The sequence below is a fragment of the Pseudomonas arabinosi genome (genome assembly GCF_047758675.1).
Taxonomy (GTDB): domain Bacteria; phylum Pseudomonadota; class Gammaproteobacteria; order Pseudomonadales; family Pseudomonadaceae; genus Aquipseudomonas; species Aquipseudomonas arabinosi.
In genome coordinates, this window is sequence record NZ_CP180480.1 from 4,792,769 (window position 1) to 4,810,440 (window position 17,672).

General features: G+C 58.6%; 20 protein-coding genes. 12 read left to right on the forward strand and 8 right to left on the reverse strand.

The window, feature by feature from the left end; all coding sequences use genetic code 11:
* The first annotated feature begins 133 nt into the window (after positions 1–133).
* The 3 genes from ACMXYJ_RS22345 to chrA all read left to right on the forward strand — a co-directional run bounded on the left by ACMXYJ_RS22345 (position 134) and on the right by chrA (position 3,285).
* Positions 134–874 carry a Mut7-C RNAse domain-containing protein gene (locus tag ACMXYJ_RS22345; protein ID WP_415756957.1) on the forward strand — a complete coding sequence of 247 codons (741 nt, stop codon included), beginning with the start codon at positions 134–136 and terminating at the stop codon, positions 872–874.
* Between the two features lie 115 nt (positions 875–989).
* The gene (locus ACMXYJ_RS22350) at positions 990–1,934 is read left to right on the forward strand and encodes a chromate resistance protein ChrB domain-containing protein (RefSeq protein WP_415756958.1); all 945 of its coding nucleotides are present in this window, start codon (positions 990–992) and stop codon (positions 1,932–1,934) included.
* Positions 1,927–3,285 carry a chromate efflux transporter gene (chrA, locus tag ACMXYJ_RS22355; RefSeq protein ID WP_415756959.1) on the forward strand — a complete coding sequence of 453 codons (1,359 nt, stop codon included), beginning with the start codon at positions 1,927–1,929 and terminating at the stop codon, positions 3,283–3,285. The genes ACMXYJ_RS22350 and chrA overlap by 8 nt, the downstream gene beginning before the upstream one ends.
* Positions 3,286–3,455: 170 nt before the next feature.
* Here chrA and ACMXYJ_RS22360 read toward each other — a convergent pair whose 3' ends face one another.
* On the reverse strand, positions 3,456–3,974 hold the full coding sequence (locus tag ACMXYJ_RS22360; RefSeq protein WP_415760787.1) for a hypothetical protein: 519 nt from the start codon (positions 3,972–3,974) through the stop codon (positions 3,456–3,458).
* Between the two features lie 88 nt (positions 3,975–4,062).
* A complete protein-coding gene (locus ACMXYJ_RS22365; protein ID WP_415756960.1) occupies positions 4,063–4,746 on the reverse strand; it encodes a winged helix-turn-helix transcriptional regulator in 684 nt (227 codons plus the stop codon).
* Between the two features lie 103 nt (positions 4,747–4,849).
* On the opposite strand from ACMXYJ_RS22365, the gene ACMXYJ_RS22370 reads away from it, so the two are divergent.
* Both ACMXYJ_RS22370 and ACMXYJ_RS22375 read left to right on the forward strand, forming a co-directional pair.
* On the forward strand, positions 4,850–5,791 hold the full coding sequence (locus ACMXYJ_RS22370) for a carbon-nitrogen hydrolase family protein (protein WP_415756961.1): 942 nt from the start codon (positions 4,850–4,852) through the stop codon (positions 5,789–5,791).
* Between the two features lie 42 nt (positions 5,792–5,833).
* Entirely contained in the window at positions 5,834–6,268 is a 435-nt protein-coding gene (locus tag ACMXYJ_RS22375; RefSeq protein ID WP_415756962.1) for a GFA family protein, read from the forward strand.
* A gap of 50 nt (positions 6,269–6,318) precedes the next feature.
* On the opposite strand, the gene ACMXYJ_RS22380 is transcribed toward ACMXYJ_RS22375, so the two are convergent.
* Positions 6,319–6,789 carry an anti-virulence regulator CigR family protein gene (locus ACMXYJ_RS22380; RefSeq protein WP_415756963.1) on the reverse strand — a complete coding sequence of 157 codons (471 nt, stop codon included), beginning with the start codon at positions 6,787–6,789 and terminating at the stop codon, positions 6,319–6,321.
* Between the two features lie 485 nt (positions 6,790–7,274).
* On the opposite strand from ACMXYJ_RS22380, the gene ACMXYJ_RS22385 reads away from it, so the two are divergent.
* The 3 genes from ACMXYJ_RS22385 (at position 7,275) to ACMXYJ_RS22395 (ending at position 9,503) form a co-directional block, all read left to right on the forward strand.
* Positions 7,275–8,084 carry a glycosyltransferase gene (locus tag ACMXYJ_RS22385; protein WP_415756964.1) on the forward strand — a complete coding sequence of 270 codons (810 nt, stop codon included), beginning with the start codon at positions 7,275–7,277 and terminating at the stop codon, positions 8,082–8,084.
* Between the two features lie 83 nt (positions 8,085–8,167).
* Positions 8,168–8,971 (forward strand): 2OG-Fe(II) oxygenase, encoded by an 804-nt coding sequence (locus ACMXYJ_RS22390; RefSeq protein WP_415756965.1) that lies wholly within the window; start codon positions 8,168–8,170, stop codon positions 8,969–8,971.
* Between the two features lie 46 nt (positions 8,972–9,017).
* Positions 9,018–9,503: a GNAT family N-acetyltransferase gene (locus tag ACMXYJ_RS22395; RefSeq protein WP_415756966.1), complete on the forward strand. Its 486-nt coding sequence runs from the start codon at positions 9,018–9,020 to the stop codon at positions 9,501–9,503.
* A gap of 22 nt (positions 9,504–9,525) precedes the next feature.
* Here the strand turns inward: ACMXYJ_RS22395 and ACMXYJ_RS22400 are convergent, their stop codons facing one another.
* Positions 9,526–9,834, reverse strand: a complete 309-nt coding sequence (locus ACMXYJ_RS22400; RefSeq protein WP_415756967.1) for a panthothenate synthetase — start codon at positions 9,832–9,834, stop codon at positions 9,526–9,528.
* Between the two features lie 281 nt (positions 9,835–10,115).
* On the opposite strand from ACMXYJ_RS22400, the gene ACMXYJ_RS22405 reads away from it, so the two are divergent.
* Genes ACMXYJ_RS22405 through phnE form a run of 4 tightly spaced genes read left to right on the forward strand, consistent with a single transcriptional unit; the run spans position 10,116 to position 13,346 of the window.
* Entirely contained in the window at positions 10,116–10,967 is an 852-nt protein-coding gene (locus tag ACMXYJ_RS22405) for a putative selenate ABC transporter substrate-binding protein (protein ID WP_415756968.1), read from the forward strand.
* The gene (locus ACMXYJ_RS22410; protein ID WP_415756969.1) at positions 10,964–11,761 is read left to right on the forward strand and encodes a phosphonate ABC transporter ATP-binding protein; all 798 of its coding nucleotides are present in this window, start codon (positions 10,964–10,966) and stop codon (positions 11,759–11,761) included. The genes ACMXYJ_RS22405 and ACMXYJ_RS22410 overlap by 4 nt, the downstream gene beginning before the upstream one ends.
* Positions 11,755–12,582 carry a PhnE/PtxC family ABC transporter permease gene (locus tag ACMXYJ_RS22415; RefSeq protein WP_415756970.1) on the forward strand — a complete coding sequence of 276 codons (828 nt, stop codon included), beginning with the start codon at positions 11,755–11,757 and terminating at the stop codon, positions 12,580–12,582. The genes ACMXYJ_RS22410 and ACMXYJ_RS22415 overlap by 7 nt, the downstream gene beginning before the upstream one ends.
* Complete coding sequence (gene phnE / locus ACMXYJ_RS22420) at positions 12,579–13,346, forward strand: phosphonate ABC transporter, permease protein PhnE (protein ID WP_415756971.1); 768 nt, start codon at positions 12,579–12,581, stop codon at positions 13,344–13,346. Before ACMXYJ_RS22415 ends, phnE begins: the two co-directional genes overlap by 4 nt.
* Before the next feature lie 38 nt (positions 13,347–13,384).
* On the opposite strand, the gene ACMXYJ_RS22425 is transcribed toward phnE, so the two are convergent.
* Genes ACMXYJ_RS22425 through ACMXYJ_RS22440 form a run of 4 tightly spaced genes read right to left on the reverse strand, consistent with a single transcriptional unit; the run spans position 13,385 to position 17,609 of the window.
* Positions 13,385–14,509, reverse strand: coding sequence for an agmatine deiminase family protein (locus tag ACMXYJ_RS22425; RefSeq protein ID WP_415756972.1), 1,125 nt, complete (start codon positions 14,507–14,509; stop codon positions 13,385–13,387).
* Positions 14,510–14,538: 29 nt separating this feature from the next.
* Positions 14,539–15,642, reverse strand: a complete 1,104-nt coding sequence (locus tag ACMXYJ_RS22430; RefSeq protein WP_415756973.1) for an extracellular solute-binding protein — start codon at positions 15,640–15,642, stop codon at positions 14,539–14,541.
* A gap of 1 nt (position 15,643) precedes the next feature.
* Positions 15,644–16,552: an N-carbamoylputrescine amidase gene (aguB, locus tag ACMXYJ_RS22435; RefSeq protein ID WP_415756975.1), complete on the reverse strand. Its 909-nt coding sequence runs from the start codon at positions 16,550–16,552 to the stop codon at positions 15,644–15,646.
* Positions 16,553–16,556: 4 nt separating this feature from the next.
* A complete protein-coding gene (locus tag ACMXYJ_RS22440) occupies positions 16,557–17,609 on the reverse strand; it encodes an agmatine deiminase family protein (RefSeq protein ID WP_415756976.1) in 1,053 nt (350 codons plus the stop codon).
* Positions 17,610–17,672 lie beyond the last annotated feature (63 nt).

Genomic DNA, 17,672 nt, shown 5'->3' on the forward strand with positions numbered 1-17,672 from the left:
CCAAAGCCCGGTGATGTGTATCTCATGCAGCTTCGGCTAAATCGTTCAGCGGACGTTTCGTGGTTTGGGGGCTGCCGGAGAAGGTGTCCGGGCTAGACTCGCTCATCCTTGACGCCCTGCCATACTGTTCAACATGACCAGTGCAACCTTCCGCTTCTACGAGGAGCTCAACGATTTCCTGCCGGCCGAACGGCGGCGGCAGTCCTTCACTTGCGAGTGCGCGCGAGCGGCGACGGTCAAGCACATGATCGAGGCGCTCGGGATACCGCACACGGAGGTCGAGTTGGTGCTGCTCAACGGCGAGTCGGTGGGCTTGGAGCGGGTGATTTTCGACGGTGACCGGCTGGCGGTGTATCCCAAGTTCGAAGCGCTGGACATCAGCCCGCTGCTCAAGGTTCGTGCCCAACCTTTACGGGTGCTGCGCTTCGTCGCTGATGCGCACCTTGGCGGGCTGGCCAACCTGCTGCGCATGAGCGGCTTCGACACACTCTACGACAATGGCTTCGAGGATGGCGAGATCGCCGAGATCGCTGCGCAGCAAGGACGCATCGTGCTAACCCGCGACCGCGAACTGCTCAAGCGACGGATCATCAGCCACGGCTGTTACGTGCATGCCCTGAAACCGTCGCTGCAGCTGCGCGAGTTGTACGAGCGCCTCGACCTGGCGCGTAGCGCGCGGCCATTCAGCCTGTGCCTTCATTGCAACCTGCCGCTGCACGAGATCAGCCCGGAACTGGCCCGGTCGCAGGTGCCGCCACGCGTTGGCATCCTCTATTCGCGCTTCCTGCGCTGCGACGCCTGCCAGCGGGTTTACTGGGAAGGTTCGCACTGGCGCGGCATGTGTGCACTGCTGGCACCTCTGCTGTACCGATAGCCGAGCGCATCGGCCGGCTCTACGCCTTGAAGCGCCCCACCAGCGCAGATGGCTTTCCAAACGCCAAAAACACCGATAACGTAATAATCACTACACAATAAATAGCGCTCCCTACATGAGTAACTGGCTGACACTGATTCTCGCTTTACCCACCGCGAATGCCACCGAGCGCATGCGAGCCTGGCGTGCTCTGAAAGCCTCAGGTGCGGCGGTTTTGCGCGATGGTGCCTATCTGTTGCCTGATACCGGTGTCTGTCGTGAAGCGCTGGCGTCTGTCGAGCGCGACATCCTTTCTATCAATGGCACTGTTTACATCCTGCCTGTGGTCGATCCGCAGGGTGAGCGCTTTGTCGAGTTGTTCGACCGTAGCGATGACTACAGCAAGTTACGCTCAGAAATTGAAGAGTGCCGTGGGCAGCTCAATCCTGAAAACGCATTGGCCGCCACCAAGCAAATTCGCAAGCTTCGCAAAAACTACGATCAGCTCTCCCACATCGATTATTTCCCCGGCAAGCCCAAGGAGCAGATTGATTCAGCCTTGCAGGCGCTTGAGACGGCTGCCAGCAGAGCGTTGTCTGCGGATGAACCCCATAGCCGCGACGAACCCATCACGGCACTCAACCGTGGCGACTATCAACGTCGTGTCTGGGCAACACGTAAGCGTCCGTGGGTTGATCGTCTGGCTTGCGCCTGGTTGATTCGGCGCTTCATTGATCCTCAAGCTCGGATCCTCTGGCTGAATACTCCACAGGACTGTCCGGCAGACGCGCTGGGTTTCGACTTCGATGATGCGACCTTCAGTCATGTCGGCAATCGCGTGACCTTCGAAACCCTGCAAGCCAGTTTTGAGCTTCAAGAGCCCGGCCTGAACCGCATCGCAGCTTTGGTGCACTACCTCGATATCGGCGGCATTCAGCCCTTGGAGGCGGCCGGCATCGAGCGCGTGCTGGCAGGATTGCGCGAAACCATTGCCCATGACGACCACTTGCTGGCGGCTGCCAGCGCCATCTTCGACGGCCTGCTCGCCGAGTTTGTGAAAGAGGAACAACCCAATGCGTAAGGTGTTGGCATCAACGGCTGAAGAGAACCTATCGAGGCCGGAGGCGATCAGCTTGCGTGAGGCATTCTGGTTCTGGTTGAAGCTCGGCTTCATCAGTTTCGGCGGGCCAGCAGGACAGATTTCGATCATGCACCAGGAACTGGTAGAACGTCGGCGCTGGATCTCCGAACGACGCTTTCTCCATGCGCTCAACTATTGCATGTTGCTGCCTGGGCCGGAGGCTCAGCAACTGGCGACCTACATCGGCTGGCTGATGCATCGAACCTGGGGCGGAGTGATCGCCGGAGTGTTGTTTGTGCTGCCCTCACTGTTCATCCTCATCGCTTTGTCGTGGATGTACATCGCGTTCGGCGAAGTGCCTGTGGTGGCCGGCCTCTTCTATGGGATCAAGCCTGCCGTGACGGCCATCGTGGTGCAGGCGGCACACAGGATCGGCACTCGGGCGCTGAAGAATAATTGGCTGTGGGCGATAGCAGCAGCTTCATTTACCGCGATCTTCGCGTTCAATGTTCCTTTCCCGCTGATCGTATTGGGGGCAGCGTTAATCGGCTATGTCGGAGGGCGTCTGGCGCCTGAGAAGTTCAGAACCGGGGGCCATAGCGCTGCCAAAAAGTCCTTCGGCCCAGCCTTGATCGATGACGACACCCCGTCCCCGGAACATGCCCGGTTCAGCTGGATGAAACTGGCGATGCTGGCCTTCATCGGCGCAGCACTGTGGGCGTTGCCGATGGGAGTCCTGACCGCGCTTTTTGGCTGGGAAGGTACCTTGACCCAGATGGGCTGGTTCTTTACCAAGGCCGCGCTGCTGACTTTTGGCGGAGCCTATGCAGTCCTCCCGTATGTCTATCAAGGTGCGGTCGGTCACTATGGCTGGCTTACCCCGACTCAGATGATCGACGGTTTGGCACTGGGAGAAACCACACCAGGGCCGCTGATCATGGTGGTGGCCTTCGTCGGCTTTGTTGGAGCGTACGTCTCACAAGTGTTCGGCGCCGATCATGTATTTCTGGCCGGGGCTGTCGCAGCCACCCTGGTGACCTGGTTCACCTTCCTGCCCTCGTTCCTGTTCATCCTCGTCGGTGGCCCGCTGGTGGAATCGACCCACAACGAACTCAAATTCACCGCACCGCTTACCGCAATCACAGCGGCGGTGGTTGGAGTGATCCTCAATCTGGCCTGTTTCTTCGGCTATCACGTGCTGTGGCCGCAAGGCTTCAGCGGCAACCTCGACTGGCCCTCTGCACTGATCGCCATTTTGGCGGCAATTGCCTTGTTCCGCTTCAAACGGGGCGTCATTCAGGTGCTGATGGCTTGCGCGCTTGCCGGCTTGGCGGTGCATCTGCTGCGCTAAGAGAGGATGTGATCAGCCGGCGCTTGCGGGCGCAGGCGGCAAAATAAACAAAAACGGGCGCCTTGTCGGGCGCCCGTTTTGTTTGTGACATGCTGCGGGTTTTGGTCGCTCGCAGCCTATCCACCCACTGCCTGAGTCTGTTGGGCTTTCCCATCAGCCGTTATGGCTGATCAGTGCGATTTTTTCGATACCGAAGTCCCGGCTTTGCTCAACCCTTTCGTGTTGTGATCGCCTGGAGTCGTGGTCGAGACGGCTCTGGCTTTGTCCAAGCCGCGAGTGTCTTTGGAATTGGCGATGCCTGAAGTCGTTTGGCCATGACCGCTATCACTATTGCGAACACTGCCGTAGTGGTTTCCGCTTTCGCCACGGTCGCGAACAGCCTTGCCGGCATGATCGCTGGACAGTCCATTACCGCGGCCGTTGCTGTCGGAGTTGCCGGAGTGACCTGAACCGCTGTGACCGCCGCCTGTACCGCCGCCGTGGCCACCACCATTACCCCCTCCGTTTCCGCCCCCATTACCACCACCGTTACCGCCGCCGCCACCGTTGCCACCACCACCACCACCACCACCACCGTCTTTCGCATAGGCGGAGTTCATGATGGACAGGTCAGCAGGGAGTAATGGCGCGGCCGCCAGCATCAGGGCGCAGGACATTACAGCAATGAGACTCTTATTCTTTAAAAGCATGATGGCTTCCATGGGTTGATATCGCAGATCTTATGACGCTTTAAGCCCCAGACAGTTCAAGCCCTGCGACCGACGGATGCTGCCAGCGCTAGCGTGCAGCGCTCCGGGTACCCGCGAACGCGCTCGTGCCAAGCCAGCGCCACAAACTTTGCGCATCCCTCACCGCGCCATCTACGCGCAGCTCTCGCGACTGAAGAACCTCCCCCGGTGTGCGGTCGCCCGCCCACACCTCCGTCAACGCGCGCACGCTGGAGTCCACGACGAGCGTCAGTTCGCGGCCGGGATCGTCGCGACACAGGTCTGCCACACCCTGTTCAACCACGAGCCACCACGCTTGCTCGCCGGGTCGCGCGTCGCGGAACTTGAACTGGATGACCACCGGTCGGGACGGGAACGTTTCGATGCGCACGAACCGGCGCACGTCCCACATCAGCAGGCCCGCGTCGAGTTCGTCATCGCGAAGGCGACTGCCGATCCAGCGCGCGCCCCAATGCCCTAGCGCCATGATGATGGGGCGCAACTCCTCGCCCGCCTCGGTCAGGCTGTACTCCCAGACTTTGCCGGTGGCCGTGCGGTGCACGACGCCGATTTCTTCCAAATGGCGCAGACGTTGTGCCAGCAGGTTGGTGGACATCCGTGGTACGCCGCGGTGCAGTTCATTGAAGCGCTTGCTGCCGCAGAGTAGCTCGCGCACGACCAAGGGTGTCCAGCGCTCGCACAGGGCTTCAGCACCGCGCGCGACCGTGCAGAACTGACCGTAGCTATCGTCCATTGCCTTGGCTCCGCAATTACAACGCTTCAGATTCTGAACTAGCCCCGCCATTTCGCCACGCGCACGCTGAAACCTCGAAAGCCAAATACCAAAGGAGCACGTCATGACCAAGGTAGCCATCATTCAGCGCCCGCCCGTGCTGCTCGATCGCAGTGCGACGATCGCCCGGGCCGTGCAATCGGTCGCCGAGGCAGCGACGGCGGGAGCCTCGCTGATCGTTTTGCCCGAATCGTACATTCCCGGTTACCCGTCGTGGATCTGGCGGCTGGCAGCGGGCAAGGACGGGGCAGTAATGGGTCAGTTGCACACGCGACTGCTGGCCAACGCCGTCGATATCGCGAACGGTGACCTGAGCCAATTGTGCCAGGCCGCCAGGGTCCACGCGGTGACGATCGTGTGCGGCATCAATGAATGCGACCGGCGCAATGGAGGCGGCACGCTCTATAACAGCGTAGTCGTTATCGGCTCGAGCGGCGCCGTGCTCAACCGACACCGCAAGCTGATGCCAACCAATCCCGAGCGCATGGTGCATGGCTTCGGTGATGCAACCGGGTTGCGTCCGGTCGATACACCGGTCGGCCGCGTCGGTGCGCTCATCTGCTGGGAAAACTACATGCCGTTGGCACGCTATTCACTGTATGCCCAAGGGGTGGAAATCTACGTCGCCCCCACTTACGACACGGGCGAAGGCTGGATCAGCACGATGCGTCACATTGCTCTCGAAGGCCGCTGTTGGGTGCTCGGCAGTGGCTCCGCGCTGCGCGGCAGTGACATTCCCGACGATTTCCCGGCTCGTGCGCAACTGTTTCCCGATCCGGATGAATGGATCAACGACGGCGACTCGGTGGTGGTCAGTCCTCAAGGTCGGATCGTGGCCGGTCCTTTACACCGAGAGACAGGCATTTTGTATGCGGACATCGACGTCGCACTCGTGGCACCCGCGCGGCGGGCACTCGACGTCACTGGGCACTACGCGCGCCCTGACATTTTCGAACTGCAGGTGCGGCGCACGCCAGCGACTGCGGTGCACTACATTGACGAATGACGTCCGGCGGTTTCGCCTGGCAATTGATCAGGGAGTCATGCCATGAGTATTGAACGGTCTTACAAGGGCAGTTGTTTTTGCGGCGCAGTCGAGTTCACCGTCAGCGGCGAGCCGGCCGCGATGGGCTATTGCCATTGCGAGTCGTGTCGGCATTGGTCAGCAGGACCGGTCAATGCCTTCACGCTGTGGAAACCCGAGGCGGTGCAAGTGACTCGGGGTGCTGACAACATTGGTACCTACAACAAGACACCGCAGAGTTACCGCAAGTGGTGCAAGACGTGCGGCGGGCACATTTTCACTGAACACCCGGGGATGGGGCTCATCGATGTGTATGCCGCGGTCATCCCGGATCTTGCGTACTCGCCAGGCGTTCACGTCCACTATCAGGAGACCGTGCTGCGCATCAAAGACGGATTGCCCAAGCTGAAGGATGTCCCCAACGAATTGGGGGGATCGGGTATCAGCGTGGACGAATAGCGCTGTTTACGCCGGCTGCCACCTTCAAATGGGCATATGGATCATGCCCATTAATCAAAAGCACCGTTGAGCACTTCGTAGATGAGCCCGGTTGCCAGCGCGACCAAGATCAAGTCGGTGCCAACTTGCTGCCATTCATACCCATCATAATGAGGCAGCCTGCCGATCAACCGACCGTCCAGTTTTTTGGCAATCCCGGGTGGAAGCGGCTTACCTCGCGCGAGGTTCTTTTGTATGCCGGGTGGCAATGCAGGTCCGGGGCTCCAGTAGTCCCGATACCCGCCAATAATTCCAAGAACGCTTCCGTGATTGATGCTTGGCCCATTATCCCAATCGCCGCCTCCGGAATTTTTGCCCTTGCCTCCCTGACTTCCCTGGTTGCCATGAACCTGGCTGTTTTGCGGGTTTCCCTTGCCGTTTCCGTGGCCCTTTCCATTGCCAGGATCGGCCAATGCAGTCACTGAACCGGAAACCAGCGCAAGGCATGTAATAGCTGCAATCAATGAGCGAGATCTGAGCATGAGTCGTTCCTTCAGCGTGGCGAGACATCTCTCTGTAACTTAGACGCTATCGACGATGTGGGTTCCCAGTCCTCCCATCGACACCCAAGCCCATGGCCGGTTTGCGAAACAAAACCCTTGCCCTGAGCCGCCAGCGCTTGCCACCCATCTCCGGTCGCCTGGATGCACTGGGCCGCACGTTTCTTCAGTGATGCTCAATGCGAATTAGCCGTTAGTACTGCGGCGTGTACGGGAGACGGTTAGCGGGGGAAGGTGTAACGAATTAAGTCGCGGATGTTTACCTACAGAGCAGATCCTTATACGATGAAGTCCGCACATACTGCCCTCCATCAGGCCAAAGTAAGCTATGGTTATTATGTACAACAAAGCGACTTAACAAATTGTGTTTTATAGTCAAGCAAGCCTTGCGCAACCAAATAAGCGAAAACTGTATACATGCTCAACCATTCTTACAACAACATGCACTATCATTGGGCGCCTGAACGATGAATAACACTAACCTCCTGAATGACAACTCTAAAACTTTCAGCATAGTTATAGTCAATTACAAAACACCAGAAATCACCAAGATATGCTTGGACTTATTGCACCAGCATGTGGGCAGCCAAAACGTCCCAATATGGGTAGTTGACAACTATTCCGCCGATGAAAGCACTGAGTATTTACGAACGCTTGACTGGATAAATTTAATCGAGCGCTCTGTTTCCGAACCAGAAGCCGGGCATATCGCCCATGGCAAAGCACTTGACCTGGTTTTGGAGCGAGTTGAAACTGATTATTTATTTCTAATGCACACCGACACATTTGTTTTTGATAAAAATGTTTTTTCGATGATGTTGAGCAAATGCTTAAAAAACAAAAAAGTCGTAGCCGTCGGTTGTGTTGAGCAATTAAACCGCGGTACCACGAGAACACTTTGGCGCTTTAGCTCACGACTATTCAAACACCATTTCAGGCGCTTGAAAATCTCCATGGGATTACGCTCCAGAGAACCAAAACCGTACAAAGAAGTCTACTTGAAAAGTTTCTGCACATTATGGAACTGCAAACTTATCAAACAGCACAACATGCATTTTTCGATGGATAATCGCGTACCCGGTTACACCCTCCAAGACCGCATGACCGAGCTTGGCTATGTCGTTGAAATGTTATCACCGCGTAAAATCTTCAGTTATCTGGATCACATCCAGGCCGGCACTGTCTCAGCGGCTGGCGGCTATGGAGAAACTCATAGACGAACCAAAATGTACAATAATATCTTGAAGCGCCTAAAGAAAGACGACAACAAAAGTTAAGCGACGAAGCGACACAACAAGCAGTGCGCTGGACGCTGCTTGAAGTCACCCACAAGTCTTTATAACAAGTTATTGGAGCGGTAATGGCACCCATCACTCAAGCACTACCTATGACCCTCTCCCCGGAGCTTGATTTCGACCAGAACGCCGCCAGCGCCTTGGGTTCCTCATTGGCCAGTGGCTATACTCAGGCGACGCCATTTCCGCACATCGTCATCGATAATTTTCTGGATGAAGAGCTGATTGCGAGTATCTGCTCAAACTTCCCAATCGAGCCAACTAACAACGAAACGCTCTACGAGCGCGGTTATAAAGGTCAACTAAAACGTCAAATCAGTCCCAACGAATGCGCCCCCTATTTGAAGACTGTTTTCAACGCCTTTAACTCGGCCCCCATGTTGCAGTTTCTTGAAAAACTCACAGGCATCGAAGGTTTGATACCCGACCCCTACTTTTCTGGTGGCGGCCTGCATGAAACGAAAAGCGGTGGCTTCCTGGGGGTTCACTCGGACTTCAGGCTCAACAAAAAGCTTAATGTTGAGCGCAGACTGAATATCATCATTTATCTGAATGAAGACTGGCGAGAGGAATACGGCGGCAACCTTGAGCTTTGGGATGTCGACATGAAGACCTGTCTTAAAAAAGTTCTGCCCATTTACAATCGATGTGTCATTTTCAATACAGACAAAGACAGCAATCATGGCCATCCAGAGCCTTTAACAACGCCAGAGCACATCACGCGCAGGTCTATAGCGCTTTATTACTACACCGCAGGAACCATGGTGATCGATCCTGCACAAAGAAACAAAACCCACTACAAGCCAAGGCCCAAAGATCGTTTCAGCCTGAAGTACTACATGGGCAAACTAATCAAGAAGAAAAACTAAACTACGAAACACCCGCTGAAAGATTTAGCCATTTTTACGGAAGATCATGGACATTCGATTGACGGAAGCCAAAGACTGGATGTTTTTGAAGCAAGTCCGTCTCGCTGCGCTTTTGGACACGCCGACGGCGTTTGGTGTGAGCTACCAAACGGCCGCTCAATACAGTGACGAACAGTGGAAAGAGCGAGCCTCGTCAGTGGCCGGACCGGAATTCTGGCTGGCCATCAAGGAAGATAAACCGGTGGGGATGATCGGTGCCGGGGTCAGTCAAGCGAATCGCTATAACCTGATCGGCATGTGGGTTGAACCCGCTGCACGTGGTTCTGGCGTGGCAGCACAGCTGGTTGAGGCGGTGAAATCTCGTGCAATCGGCAAAGGGCATGATCGCGTGTTCCTGGATGTCTCCCCGGACAATGCAAGAGCCTCGAATTTCTATCTAAAGCAGGGTTTCACTTTCATCGATGAATGGGAACCTCTGGTCAGTCATCCGCATATCAGGGTTCAGACCATGCTTTGGACTGTACGGAACTGACTAATCAGGCGTGTCTGGCCTCTCAGCACGCCCACGTTTTCCCGAGCGTCTCCAGACCGGACTTTTGCAGATCCTGCGCGCTCATCACAATACGGAACTTGCAGGTGGCGTTGAAGTTGAGAAAAAAGGGCTCCGCCAATGCGGGGATGTCGGAGGGGTCTTGTACGTCGACCACAAAAATCCCGGCACGCATGCCATCTTGTTCAGTAAAGTACGCCGCCTCCGGTTTGATGTTGGTCAGGATGCGTTCAATGACCTCGCCCACCGTCCCGGCTTTGACAAGGGTGTTGAAGGGTTCATTGGGGCACTCGACCATCAGTAGCATCTTCATCACTCAATCCTCTGTTCCACTTGCAAGCCGGTAGTGTCATGAAGAATAGCCAAGCGTGAGCCAACCCTCGGACCGGGTTACGGGCGGTCATGAAACATGCGATTTCGGGCTGCTAAAAGTGCTATTCCACGTATCATCCTGGCCGGATCGACTTCAGGCTTGTTGCACTAACAATGGGGCCAAAAGCAGTCAATTTCGTTCCATTCGTCTACCCTCACAAAGCGCCATGCAGCAACCCGTTTGCACTTGGCGTATCGACATTAATGCACCGGAGAATTTTCATGCTCAACCGTACCCTGGCATTGGCTGTCGGCTTGACGCTGTCTTTTGGCACCCTGTTGGCGCAGGCCGCCGACACCCTGAAAGTCAGCGCGATTCCCGATGAAGCCCCGACCGAACTGCTGCGCAAGTTCAAGCCGCTGGGCACCTACCTGGAGCAACAATTGGGCATGAAGGTCGAGTTCGTTCCCGTGAGCGACTATCCGGCCGTGGTCGAGGCGCTGGCCACCGACCGGATCGATATGGCCTGGCTGGGCGGCTTCACGTTCGTGCAGGCACGCCTGAAAACCGGCAATGCCATTCCGCTGGTACAGCGCGAACAGGACGCCCAATTCACCAGCAAATTCATCACCGCCGACCCGGCCGTCAAGTCCCTCGCCGACCTCAAGGGCAAGACCTTCGCCTTCGGTTCGGTGTCCTCCACGTCGGGCAGTCTCATGCCGCGCTATTTCATGCTCAAGGACGGCATCAAGCCGGAAACCTACTTCAGTCGCGTGGGCTATTCCGGCGCGCATGACGCCACTGTCGCCTGGGTCCAGGCCGGCAAGGTGGACGCCGGGGTACTGAACGCCAGCGTGTGGGAAAAACTGGTCGCCGCCGGCAAGGTCGACACCACCAAGGTCAAAGTGTTTGCGACCACCCCGGCCTACTTCGACTACAACTGGACCGTGCGCGGGACCCTCGACCCGTCACTGGCGGCCAAGATCAAGGCAGCCTTCCTGGCGCTCGATCCGGCGAACCCGAAGGACAAGGAAATTCTGGATCTGCAGGCTGCCAGCCGATTCATCGAAACCAAACCCGAGAACTACAAGGGTATCGAGGAAGCCGCACGCGCTGCCGACCTGCTCAAATGACGTTGCATCTGACCCAGGTCAGCCTTACCCACGCCAACGGCGTCCAGGCGTTGCGTGGGGTGGACCTGCACATCGGTGCAAGCGAACAGGTTGCCATCATCGGCCCGTCCGGCGCGGGCAAGTCGAGCCTGCTGAACCTGCTGGCCACCGCCCTGCGACCGGACGACGGCGAGCTCCAGGTACTCGGCGAGCGAGCCTGGCAGCTGTCTGCCCGTCAGCGTCAGCGTCTGCGCGCGCGCATCGGCCTGATCCATCAAGCGCCCCCGCTGCCACCGCGCCAGCGTGTGATCACCGCGGTTCTGGCTGGAAAACTGGGTCAGTGGGGTCTGGGCAAAAGTCTGCTGAACTTGCTGCATCCGGTGGATATTCCGGGCGCACGCGCGGCATTGGCCAGGCTCGACCTCAGCGACAAGTTGTTCGCGCAATGTCAGCAACTGTCCGGTGGACAGCTACAGCGCGTGGGCATTGCCCGCGTGTTGTATCAAGCGCCCGAGGTGTTGCTGGCCGATGAACCGGTATCGGCCATGGATCCGGTGTTGGCCGAACACACGCTGTCGGTGCTCTGTCGCCATGCCCGGCAGCATAACGTCACCCTGGTCGCCAGCCTGCATGCGGTGGAGCTGGCCCTGGCGCACTTTTCGCGCATCATCGGCTTGCGTGATGGACAGATACTGTTCGACCTTGCGGCCAGCGAAGTCGACCGCGAGCTGCTCGACAAGCTCTACGCCAACGAACAACTGCAATCTCCACCGATTGCTCCGGCGCCCTTGAGTGTGCAGATTCCCCGATGCTGACCCGTGATACTCGAGATCCGTCCACCCTACCCCGCCTGCTGCTCATCTTGCTGGCCCTGGCCTTGCTGTGGCCGGGCATCCACTTCAGCGAATTGGACCTCAGTGTTCTGGTGGCGAGCGACAGTCAGAGCGAGATGGGCCGGTTTGTCTCAGCCTTCTGGCCACCTGCCCATGGCGAAGAATTCGTTGAGCTGTTAGTGCAAGCCACCCTGCAGACCCTGGCCATCGCCACGGCCGGCATGGCCCTGGCGTTGCTGTTGGCCGTCCCCGCCAGCCTGCTGGCCAGTCGGGCTCTGTCGCTGTCTGCTGCCTCCCGCGCTGGCCACCCGAGCTATTGGGGTCAACTGCTGCGTTGGCCGGTACGCGGTTTACTGATCTTCCTGCGCAGCGTACCGGAAATCGTCTGGGCGCTTTTGTTTGTGCGCGCCGTCGGACTGGGCCCGACTGCCGGGGTACTGGCCATCGCCATTACCTACAGCGGCATGCTGGGCAAGGTCTACGCGGAAATTTTCGAGTCGGTCGACCAGCGCCCGGCCCACGCGCTATTGCAGGCTGGCAGCGGTCGGCTAGCCGCCTTTTTCTACGGAATCCTGCCCAATGTCGCTGCGGAACTGCTGTCGTACACGGTGTACCGCTGGGAATGCGCCATCCGCGCCTCGGTGGTGATGGGCTTCGTCGGTGCCGGCGGTCTGGGCCAGCAAATGGACCTGTCGTTGCGCATGTTCGCCGGCGGTGAAGTGGCCAGTTTGTTACTGACGTTTCTCGTATTGGTGCTGCTCGCCGATCAACTCAGCCGTCTGCTGCGCTGGAGGCTGGCATGAACCGCCTGATCAACCTGGTGCTGCTTCTGTGTATCGGCGCAGCGGTGGTCGCCTCGTTCATCTACTTGGGCATCGACCTTGGCGAGCTCGGTGGCAGCGGTAACCTGAAGCAGATGGTCGCCTATGCACAACGCTTTCTCAGCCCGGACTTGAGCGCGGGCCATCTGCAAGCCATCGGCCACGGCGCACTGGAAACCATCGCCATGTCCGCCCTCGGCACCCTGCTCGCGGCGGTATTCGGCCTGCTGTTGGCATTGCCCGCGGCCGGGCGCTTCGGCTGGCCTTTGCAGAGCGCGTCGCGTCTGGTGCTCAACGCTTTGCGCGCGGTTCCGGAACTGGTGTGGGCTGCGCTGATGGTTCTGGCCGCCGGGCTCGGGCCCAATGCGGGCACCCTGGCCTTGGCCTTGCACACCACCGGCGTGCTCGGCCGGCTGTTCGCCGAAGCGCTGGAAAACACCCCACCCGAACCGGCCGAAGCCATCCGTTTGCAGGGCGGCAATGCCATATGGGCGTTCTGTTACGGATCACTGCCCAACCTGTTGCCACAGCTGCTGGCCTACATCCTGTACCGCTGGGAAAACAATATCCGCATGGCCAGTGTGCTCGGCTTCGTCGGTGCCGGTGGCTTGGGGCAAATGCTCTATGTCAGCCTCAGCCTGTTCCAGGAAGCTCAAGCCAGCACGGTCATTCTGGCGATGCTGTTGCTGGTATTGGCCGTCGACACATTGAGCAGCTGGAGCCGTCAACGCTGGGTCAAGGCCTGACGGCTTCGCAGAACCGGATGGCAAAGCGTTGATCCAGACTAAGCCAACGGTTGGTGACTGGTCACACAGTGGATACCACCGCCACCGGCAGAGATCGCGTCGATGTTGAGCTGCACCACTTCACGATCCGGGTAGAGTTCGGACAACAAATCGAATGCTTTGGCGTCTGCCGCCCTGTCACCAAACTCGGGCGCAATGACCGCCCCGTTGATCACGAAGTAGTTGATGTAGCCTGCCGCAAAGTCCGGGTTGTTGCGGCTGAACTTGCTCTTTCGTGGGTTGAGCGGTGGCGACACGGTATGCACCTGCAGCTGGCGGCCATCGGCATCCGTGGCATTGTTGAGAATCTCCAAATGGGCACGCGTGACTCTGTAATCGTATGACTGAGGGTCGTTGTCGAGGTTGGCGATCACCACGCCTGGCTTGACGAAACGGGCGTAGAAATCGACATGGGCATCCGTGATGTCCTTACCTTTGATCCCCGGCAGCCAGATGATCTTGCGCAAGCCCAAGCGCGCTTTCAGCTCTTGCTCAATCTCGGCCTTGCTCCAATCGGGGTTGCGGTTGGCATTGATCCAACTGCTTTCGGTCATGATCCCCGTGCCGTGACCATCCACTTCGATACCACCGCCCTCGCCCACCAACTCACTGCGGATATGACGGGCTTCAACAGTGCTCGCAACCAGAGCGGCCAGTTGCGCATCTTCGCCGTGCTGCTGTTTGTTGCCCCAGCCGTTGAAGTTGAAATCCACAGCGCCGAGACCTCCGTTCCCATCGATGACAAAGTTGGCACCGGTATCGCGCATCCAGATGTCGTCGAGTTCGGTGGTGACGTAGGTGATGTTAGCCGTGCCGCAGTGTTCTTCCGCCAGCTCCCGTTCACGCTCACGACAGAACACGGTCACCGGTTCATATCGCGCAAGGGTGCGAGCGATCAGGCCAATGGCGGCTTGTACGTCGGGAGTGAAATCCTCCCAGATCGCTTCCTGTGCGCCAAAGGCGATGAAGGCCCGCTGATGCCTGTCGCCCTCATCCGGCATACGCCAACTGCCGGGGGTGGCCGCTTGCGCGTACAGGGGCGTCAGGCCAAGCCCGATAGACACTGCCGCGCCCAAACCGGCGACTACCGATACCTGTTTGATGAACTCACGACGCGTCGACATGTGTTGATCCCTGGAGTGTTTGTCTGAAGTCATTTCGCGGTGGCCGTCTTGAACTTGGTCCAGGTGCGCATGCGCGCCCGCATATCGGGCTGGGGAATGTCCTTGCCGGGAATCAGCCGTGCATAGGTGGCTTCATCGAGGTAAATATCCGGGTTGTTGCGCATGGTCGCATCGACGCTCGCACGTGCCTTGGCATTGGAGGTGGGGTAGCCGGTGAAGTTACTGATGGCGGCCATGTTGTCCGGGCGCATGACGAAGTTGATGAACGCATAGGCGTACTCCGGATGTCTGGCGTCGACCGGAATCGCCATGGCGTCCATCCACACCGTGGTGCCTTCACGGGGAACACGGTATTGGAACGTGGTGCTCTTGCCGGCGGAATCCGCCGTCCGTTGCGCCTGTGTCATGTCCCCGCTGTAACCGAGCGACAGGCACAGGTTGCCGTTCACCAGGTCGGTGACCGGTTGCGACTGGAACTTGCGGATGTACGGCCGTAGTTTGAGCAACAGATCACTCGCCGCGGCCAGGTCTTCAGACTTGGCACTGCGTGGCTCGCGGCCCAGGTAGTTGAGCACGACTGCCAGCACTTCGTCGGGCGAGTCGATCATCGAAATGCCGCAGTCGGCAAATTTGGCAGCCAGTTCCGGTTTGAACAACATGTCGAGGCTGTTGACCGGAGCATCCGGCAAACGCTGTTTGATCTGCTCGGCATTGTAGGTCAGGCCGATGGTGCCCCAGGTGTAAGGGACCGTGGCCTGGCGCGAATACTCGTAATGCGTTCGCAGCTTCTGCAAGCCGGGCTCGATGTCATCCAGGGCCGTGAGTTTTGAGCGGTCCAGCGGTTGCAGGCTGCCGGCGCGCATCAAGCGTTCGGCGACGGTGTCACCCGGGAAGATCAGGTCATAACCGCTGCCGCCAGCGAGCATTTTGGCTTCCAGGGTTTCACTGCCATCCATGACGTCGTAGATCACTTTGATCCCGGTTTCCGCGGTGAATTTGGCCAGCGTGTCCTCGGCAAAATAGTCGGCCCAGTTGTACAGCCTCAGGGTTTTTTCTTCCGCGTGCAGCGCCGGCAAGGCACAGCCCAGCGCCAGGCCCAAGGTGCCGCTCAACAGTTTTTTGATGGTGTGCATATCAAACCTCCTGAGTCTTCCAGCGTGCATGGGTGTGACGACCGTCCTGAGTCAACAGCGCGCCGTACATGTCCGGACGGCGATCGCGGTAAATGCCCCAGCTCAAGCGCTCTTCGCGCATGGCGGCCAGGTCCAGGCTGTGCACGAGCACGCCGGTGCTGTCGCGGTCGGCCTCGGCGAGCAACTTGCCCTTGTGATTGCAGATAAACGACGAGCCGTAGAAGCTCATCTGCAAGGCAGGATCGGTGGTGGCCACCTCGCGGCCGACGCGGTTGGCGGCCACCACCGGCAGCAGGTTGGCGGCGGCGTGGCCGCGCATGGTCATCTGCCAGTGGTCACGGGAATCCAGCTCCGCGCAGCCAGGCTCAGAACCGATGGCGGTGGGAAACAGCAGGACTTCAGCGCCCATCAACGCCAGGCAGCGTGCGGTCTCAGGGAACCACTGATCCCAGCAGATCCCCACACCCAGGCGCCCGAACGCCGTGTCCCAGACACGAAAACCGGTATCGCCGGGGCTGAAGTATTCCTTCTCCTGATAGCCGATGGCGTTGGGAATGTGGGTCTTGCGATACACACCCAACAGGCGCCCATCGGCATCGGCCACGCTCAAGGAATTGAAGTAGGCATTGCCGGCCTTCTCGAACCAGCTCAGCGGCAGCACCACACCCAACTCTTTGGCCAGCGCGGCAAAGCGCTTGAGTACAGGGCTGTATCGATATTCTTCAGCGAGCTCCAGGTGCTTGTGGCATTGCTCGATGCAGAAATACGGCGTGGCAAACAGCTCCTGCAACAGGATGACCTGGGCGCCTTTGGCCGCGGCTTCGCGAACCAGATACTCGGCCTGATCGAGGTTGTGTTGCAGGTCCCAGGTGCAGGGCATCTGGGTGGTGGCGATGGTCAGAAGCGTCATGGCATCAACCCTCCACCGGCCAGGCGGGCTGTTGCTGGGTGATGCAATGCACACCGCCACCGCCATGGGCCAGGTGATTGATCCGCACCGGCACCACTTCGCGCCCGGGGAACGCCTGAGCCAACACTTCGGCCGCGACGTTGTCGGCATCAATGCCGTAGGCCGGCATGATGATGGCGCCGTTGGCGATGTAAAAGTTGGTGTAGGAGGCACAGAACACTTCAGCGTCGGTGTCCACGGCATCGGTGGCTTCATACAATTCGATCAGCTCGAACTGGCGGCCTTGGGCATCGGTGGCCAGCTCCAGGGCACGACGGTTTTCGCGGGCCACCTCGGCATACACCGAGTGCTGGTCGTGGGTGGCGTCCACCAGCAACACGCCAGGGCGGGCGAACGCGCACACGCCATCGACATGGCCATCGGTCATGTCGCCGGTCACATAGTCCGGATCGCCCGGCAGCCAGATCGTCTTCTTCACGCCCAGCAGACGCGTGAAGATCTCCTCCATCTCTGCCTTGCTCATGCCCGGGTTGCGATTGGGATTGAGCAATACCGACTCGGTGGTGATCAGCGTGCCCTCGCCGTCCACATGGATGGCCCCGCCTTCATTGCTCAGCGCGGTACCAAAACACTCCACGCCCAAGTGATTGAGTACGCGACGCGCCAGGCTTTCGTCCAGATCATGGGCCGACTTGCCACCCCACGCGTTGAAGCGCCAGCTCACCCCGGCCAGGCCTTGTTGTGGATGGCAGACGAAGCTCGGACCGGAATCCCGACACCAGCTGTCGTTCACCGCCAGCTCGATCAATTCGATGTTCGGACCACATAAGGCTTTGGCGCTGGCGATAGCAGAAGGGTCGACGACCAGTTTCACCGGTTCGAAACGGGCGATGGCGTTGGCCACGCGAGCGAAGTCCTCTTGCACTTGCGGCAATGTCACGCCCCAACCGGACTCCCAGAGTGCCGTGTTGTGCGGCCAGACCATCCAGGTGGCGGCGTGCCTGACCCACTCGGCCGGCATCATCCAACCGCTGTTTCGAATTTCATTCTGCTGCATGACATGCTGCATGATAAAAAGCCCTTTAAGTTAAGCCATTGTGTTCAACAAAACTGCTTGGGT

Bases quoted from the DNA above. Each gene is read 5' to 3' on its own strand.
- ACMXYJ_RS22345 (WP_415756957.1), top strand. From the start codon at position 134: ATGACCAGTGCAACCTTCCGCTTCTACGAGGAGCTCAACGATTTCCTG.
- ACMXYJ_RS22350 (WP_415756958.1), top strand. From the start codon at position 990: ATGAGTAACTGGCTGACACTGATTCTCGCTTTACCCACCGCGAATGCC.
- chrA (WP_415756959.1), top strand. From the start codon at position 1,927: ATGCGTAAGGTGTTGGCATCAACGGCTGAAGAGAACCTATCGAGGCCG.
- ACMXYJ_RS22360 (WP_415760787.1), bottom strand. From the start codon at position 3,974: ATGCTTTTAAAGAATAAGAGTCTCATTGCTGTAATGTCCTGCGCCCTG.
- ACMXYJ_RS22365 (WP_415756960.1), bottom strand. From the start codon at position 4,746: ATGGACGATAGCTACGGTCAGTTCTGCACGGTCGCGCGCGGTGCTGAA.
- ACMXYJ_RS22370 (WP_415756961.1), top strand. From the start codon at position 4,850: ATGACCAAGGTAGCCATCATTCAGCGCCCGCCCGTGCTGCTCGATCGC.
- ACMXYJ_RS22375 (WP_415756962.1), top strand. From the start codon at position 5,834: ATGAGTATTGAACGGTCTTACAAGGGCAGTTGTTTTTGCGGCGCAGTC.
- ACMXYJ_RS22380 (WP_415756963.1), bottom strand. From the start codon at position 6,789: ATGCTCAGATCTCGCTCATTGATTGCAGCTATTACATGCCTTGCGCTG.
- ACMXYJ_RS22385 (WP_415756964.1), top strand. From the start codon at position 7,275: ATGAATAACACTAACCTCCTGAATGACAACTCTAAAACTTTCAGCATA.
- ACMXYJ_RS22390 (WP_415756965.1), top strand. From the start codon at position 8,168: ATGGCACCCATCACTCAAGCACTACCTATGACCCTCTCCCCGGAGCTT.
- ACMXYJ_RS22395 (WP_415756966.1), top strand. From the start codon at position 9,018: ATGGACATTCGATTGACGGAAGCCAAAGACTGGATGTTTTTGAAGCAA.
- ACMXYJ_RS22400 (WP_415756967.1), bottom strand. From the start codon at position 9,834: ATGAAGATGCTACTGATGGTCGAGTGCCCCAATGAACCCTTCAACACC.
- ACMXYJ_RS22405 (WP_415756968.1), top strand. From the start codon at position 10,116: ATGCTCAACCGTACCCTGGCATTGGCTGTCGGCTTGACGCTGTCTTTT.
- ACMXYJ_RS22410 (WP_415756969.1), top strand. From the start codon at position 10,964: ATGACGTTGCATCTGACCCAGGTCAGCCTTACCCACGCCAACGGCGTC.
- ACMXYJ_RS22415 (WP_415756970.1), top strand. From the start codon at position 11,755: ATGCTGACCCGTGATACTCGAGATCCGTCCACCCTACCCCGCCTGCTG.
- phnE (WP_415756971.1), top strand. From the start codon at position 12,579: ATGAACCGCCTGATCAACCTGGTGCTGCTTCTGTGTATCGGCGCAGCG.
- ACMXYJ_RS22425 (WP_415756972.1), bottom strand. From the start codon at position 14,509: ATGTCGACGCGTCGTGAGTTCATCAAACAGGTATCGGTAGTCGCCGGT.
- ACMXYJ_RS22430 (WP_415756973.1), bottom strand. From the start codon at position 15,642: ATGCACACCATCAAAAAACTGTTGAGCGGCACCTTGGGCCTGGCGCTG.
- aguB (WP_415756975.1), bottom strand. From the start codon at position 16,552: ATGACGCTTCTGACCATCGCCACCACCCAGATGCCCTGCACCTGGGAC.
- ACMXYJ_RS22440 (WP_415756976.1), bottom strand. From the start codon at position 17,609: ATGCAGCAGAATGAAATTCGAAACAGCGGTTGGATGATGCCGGCCGAG.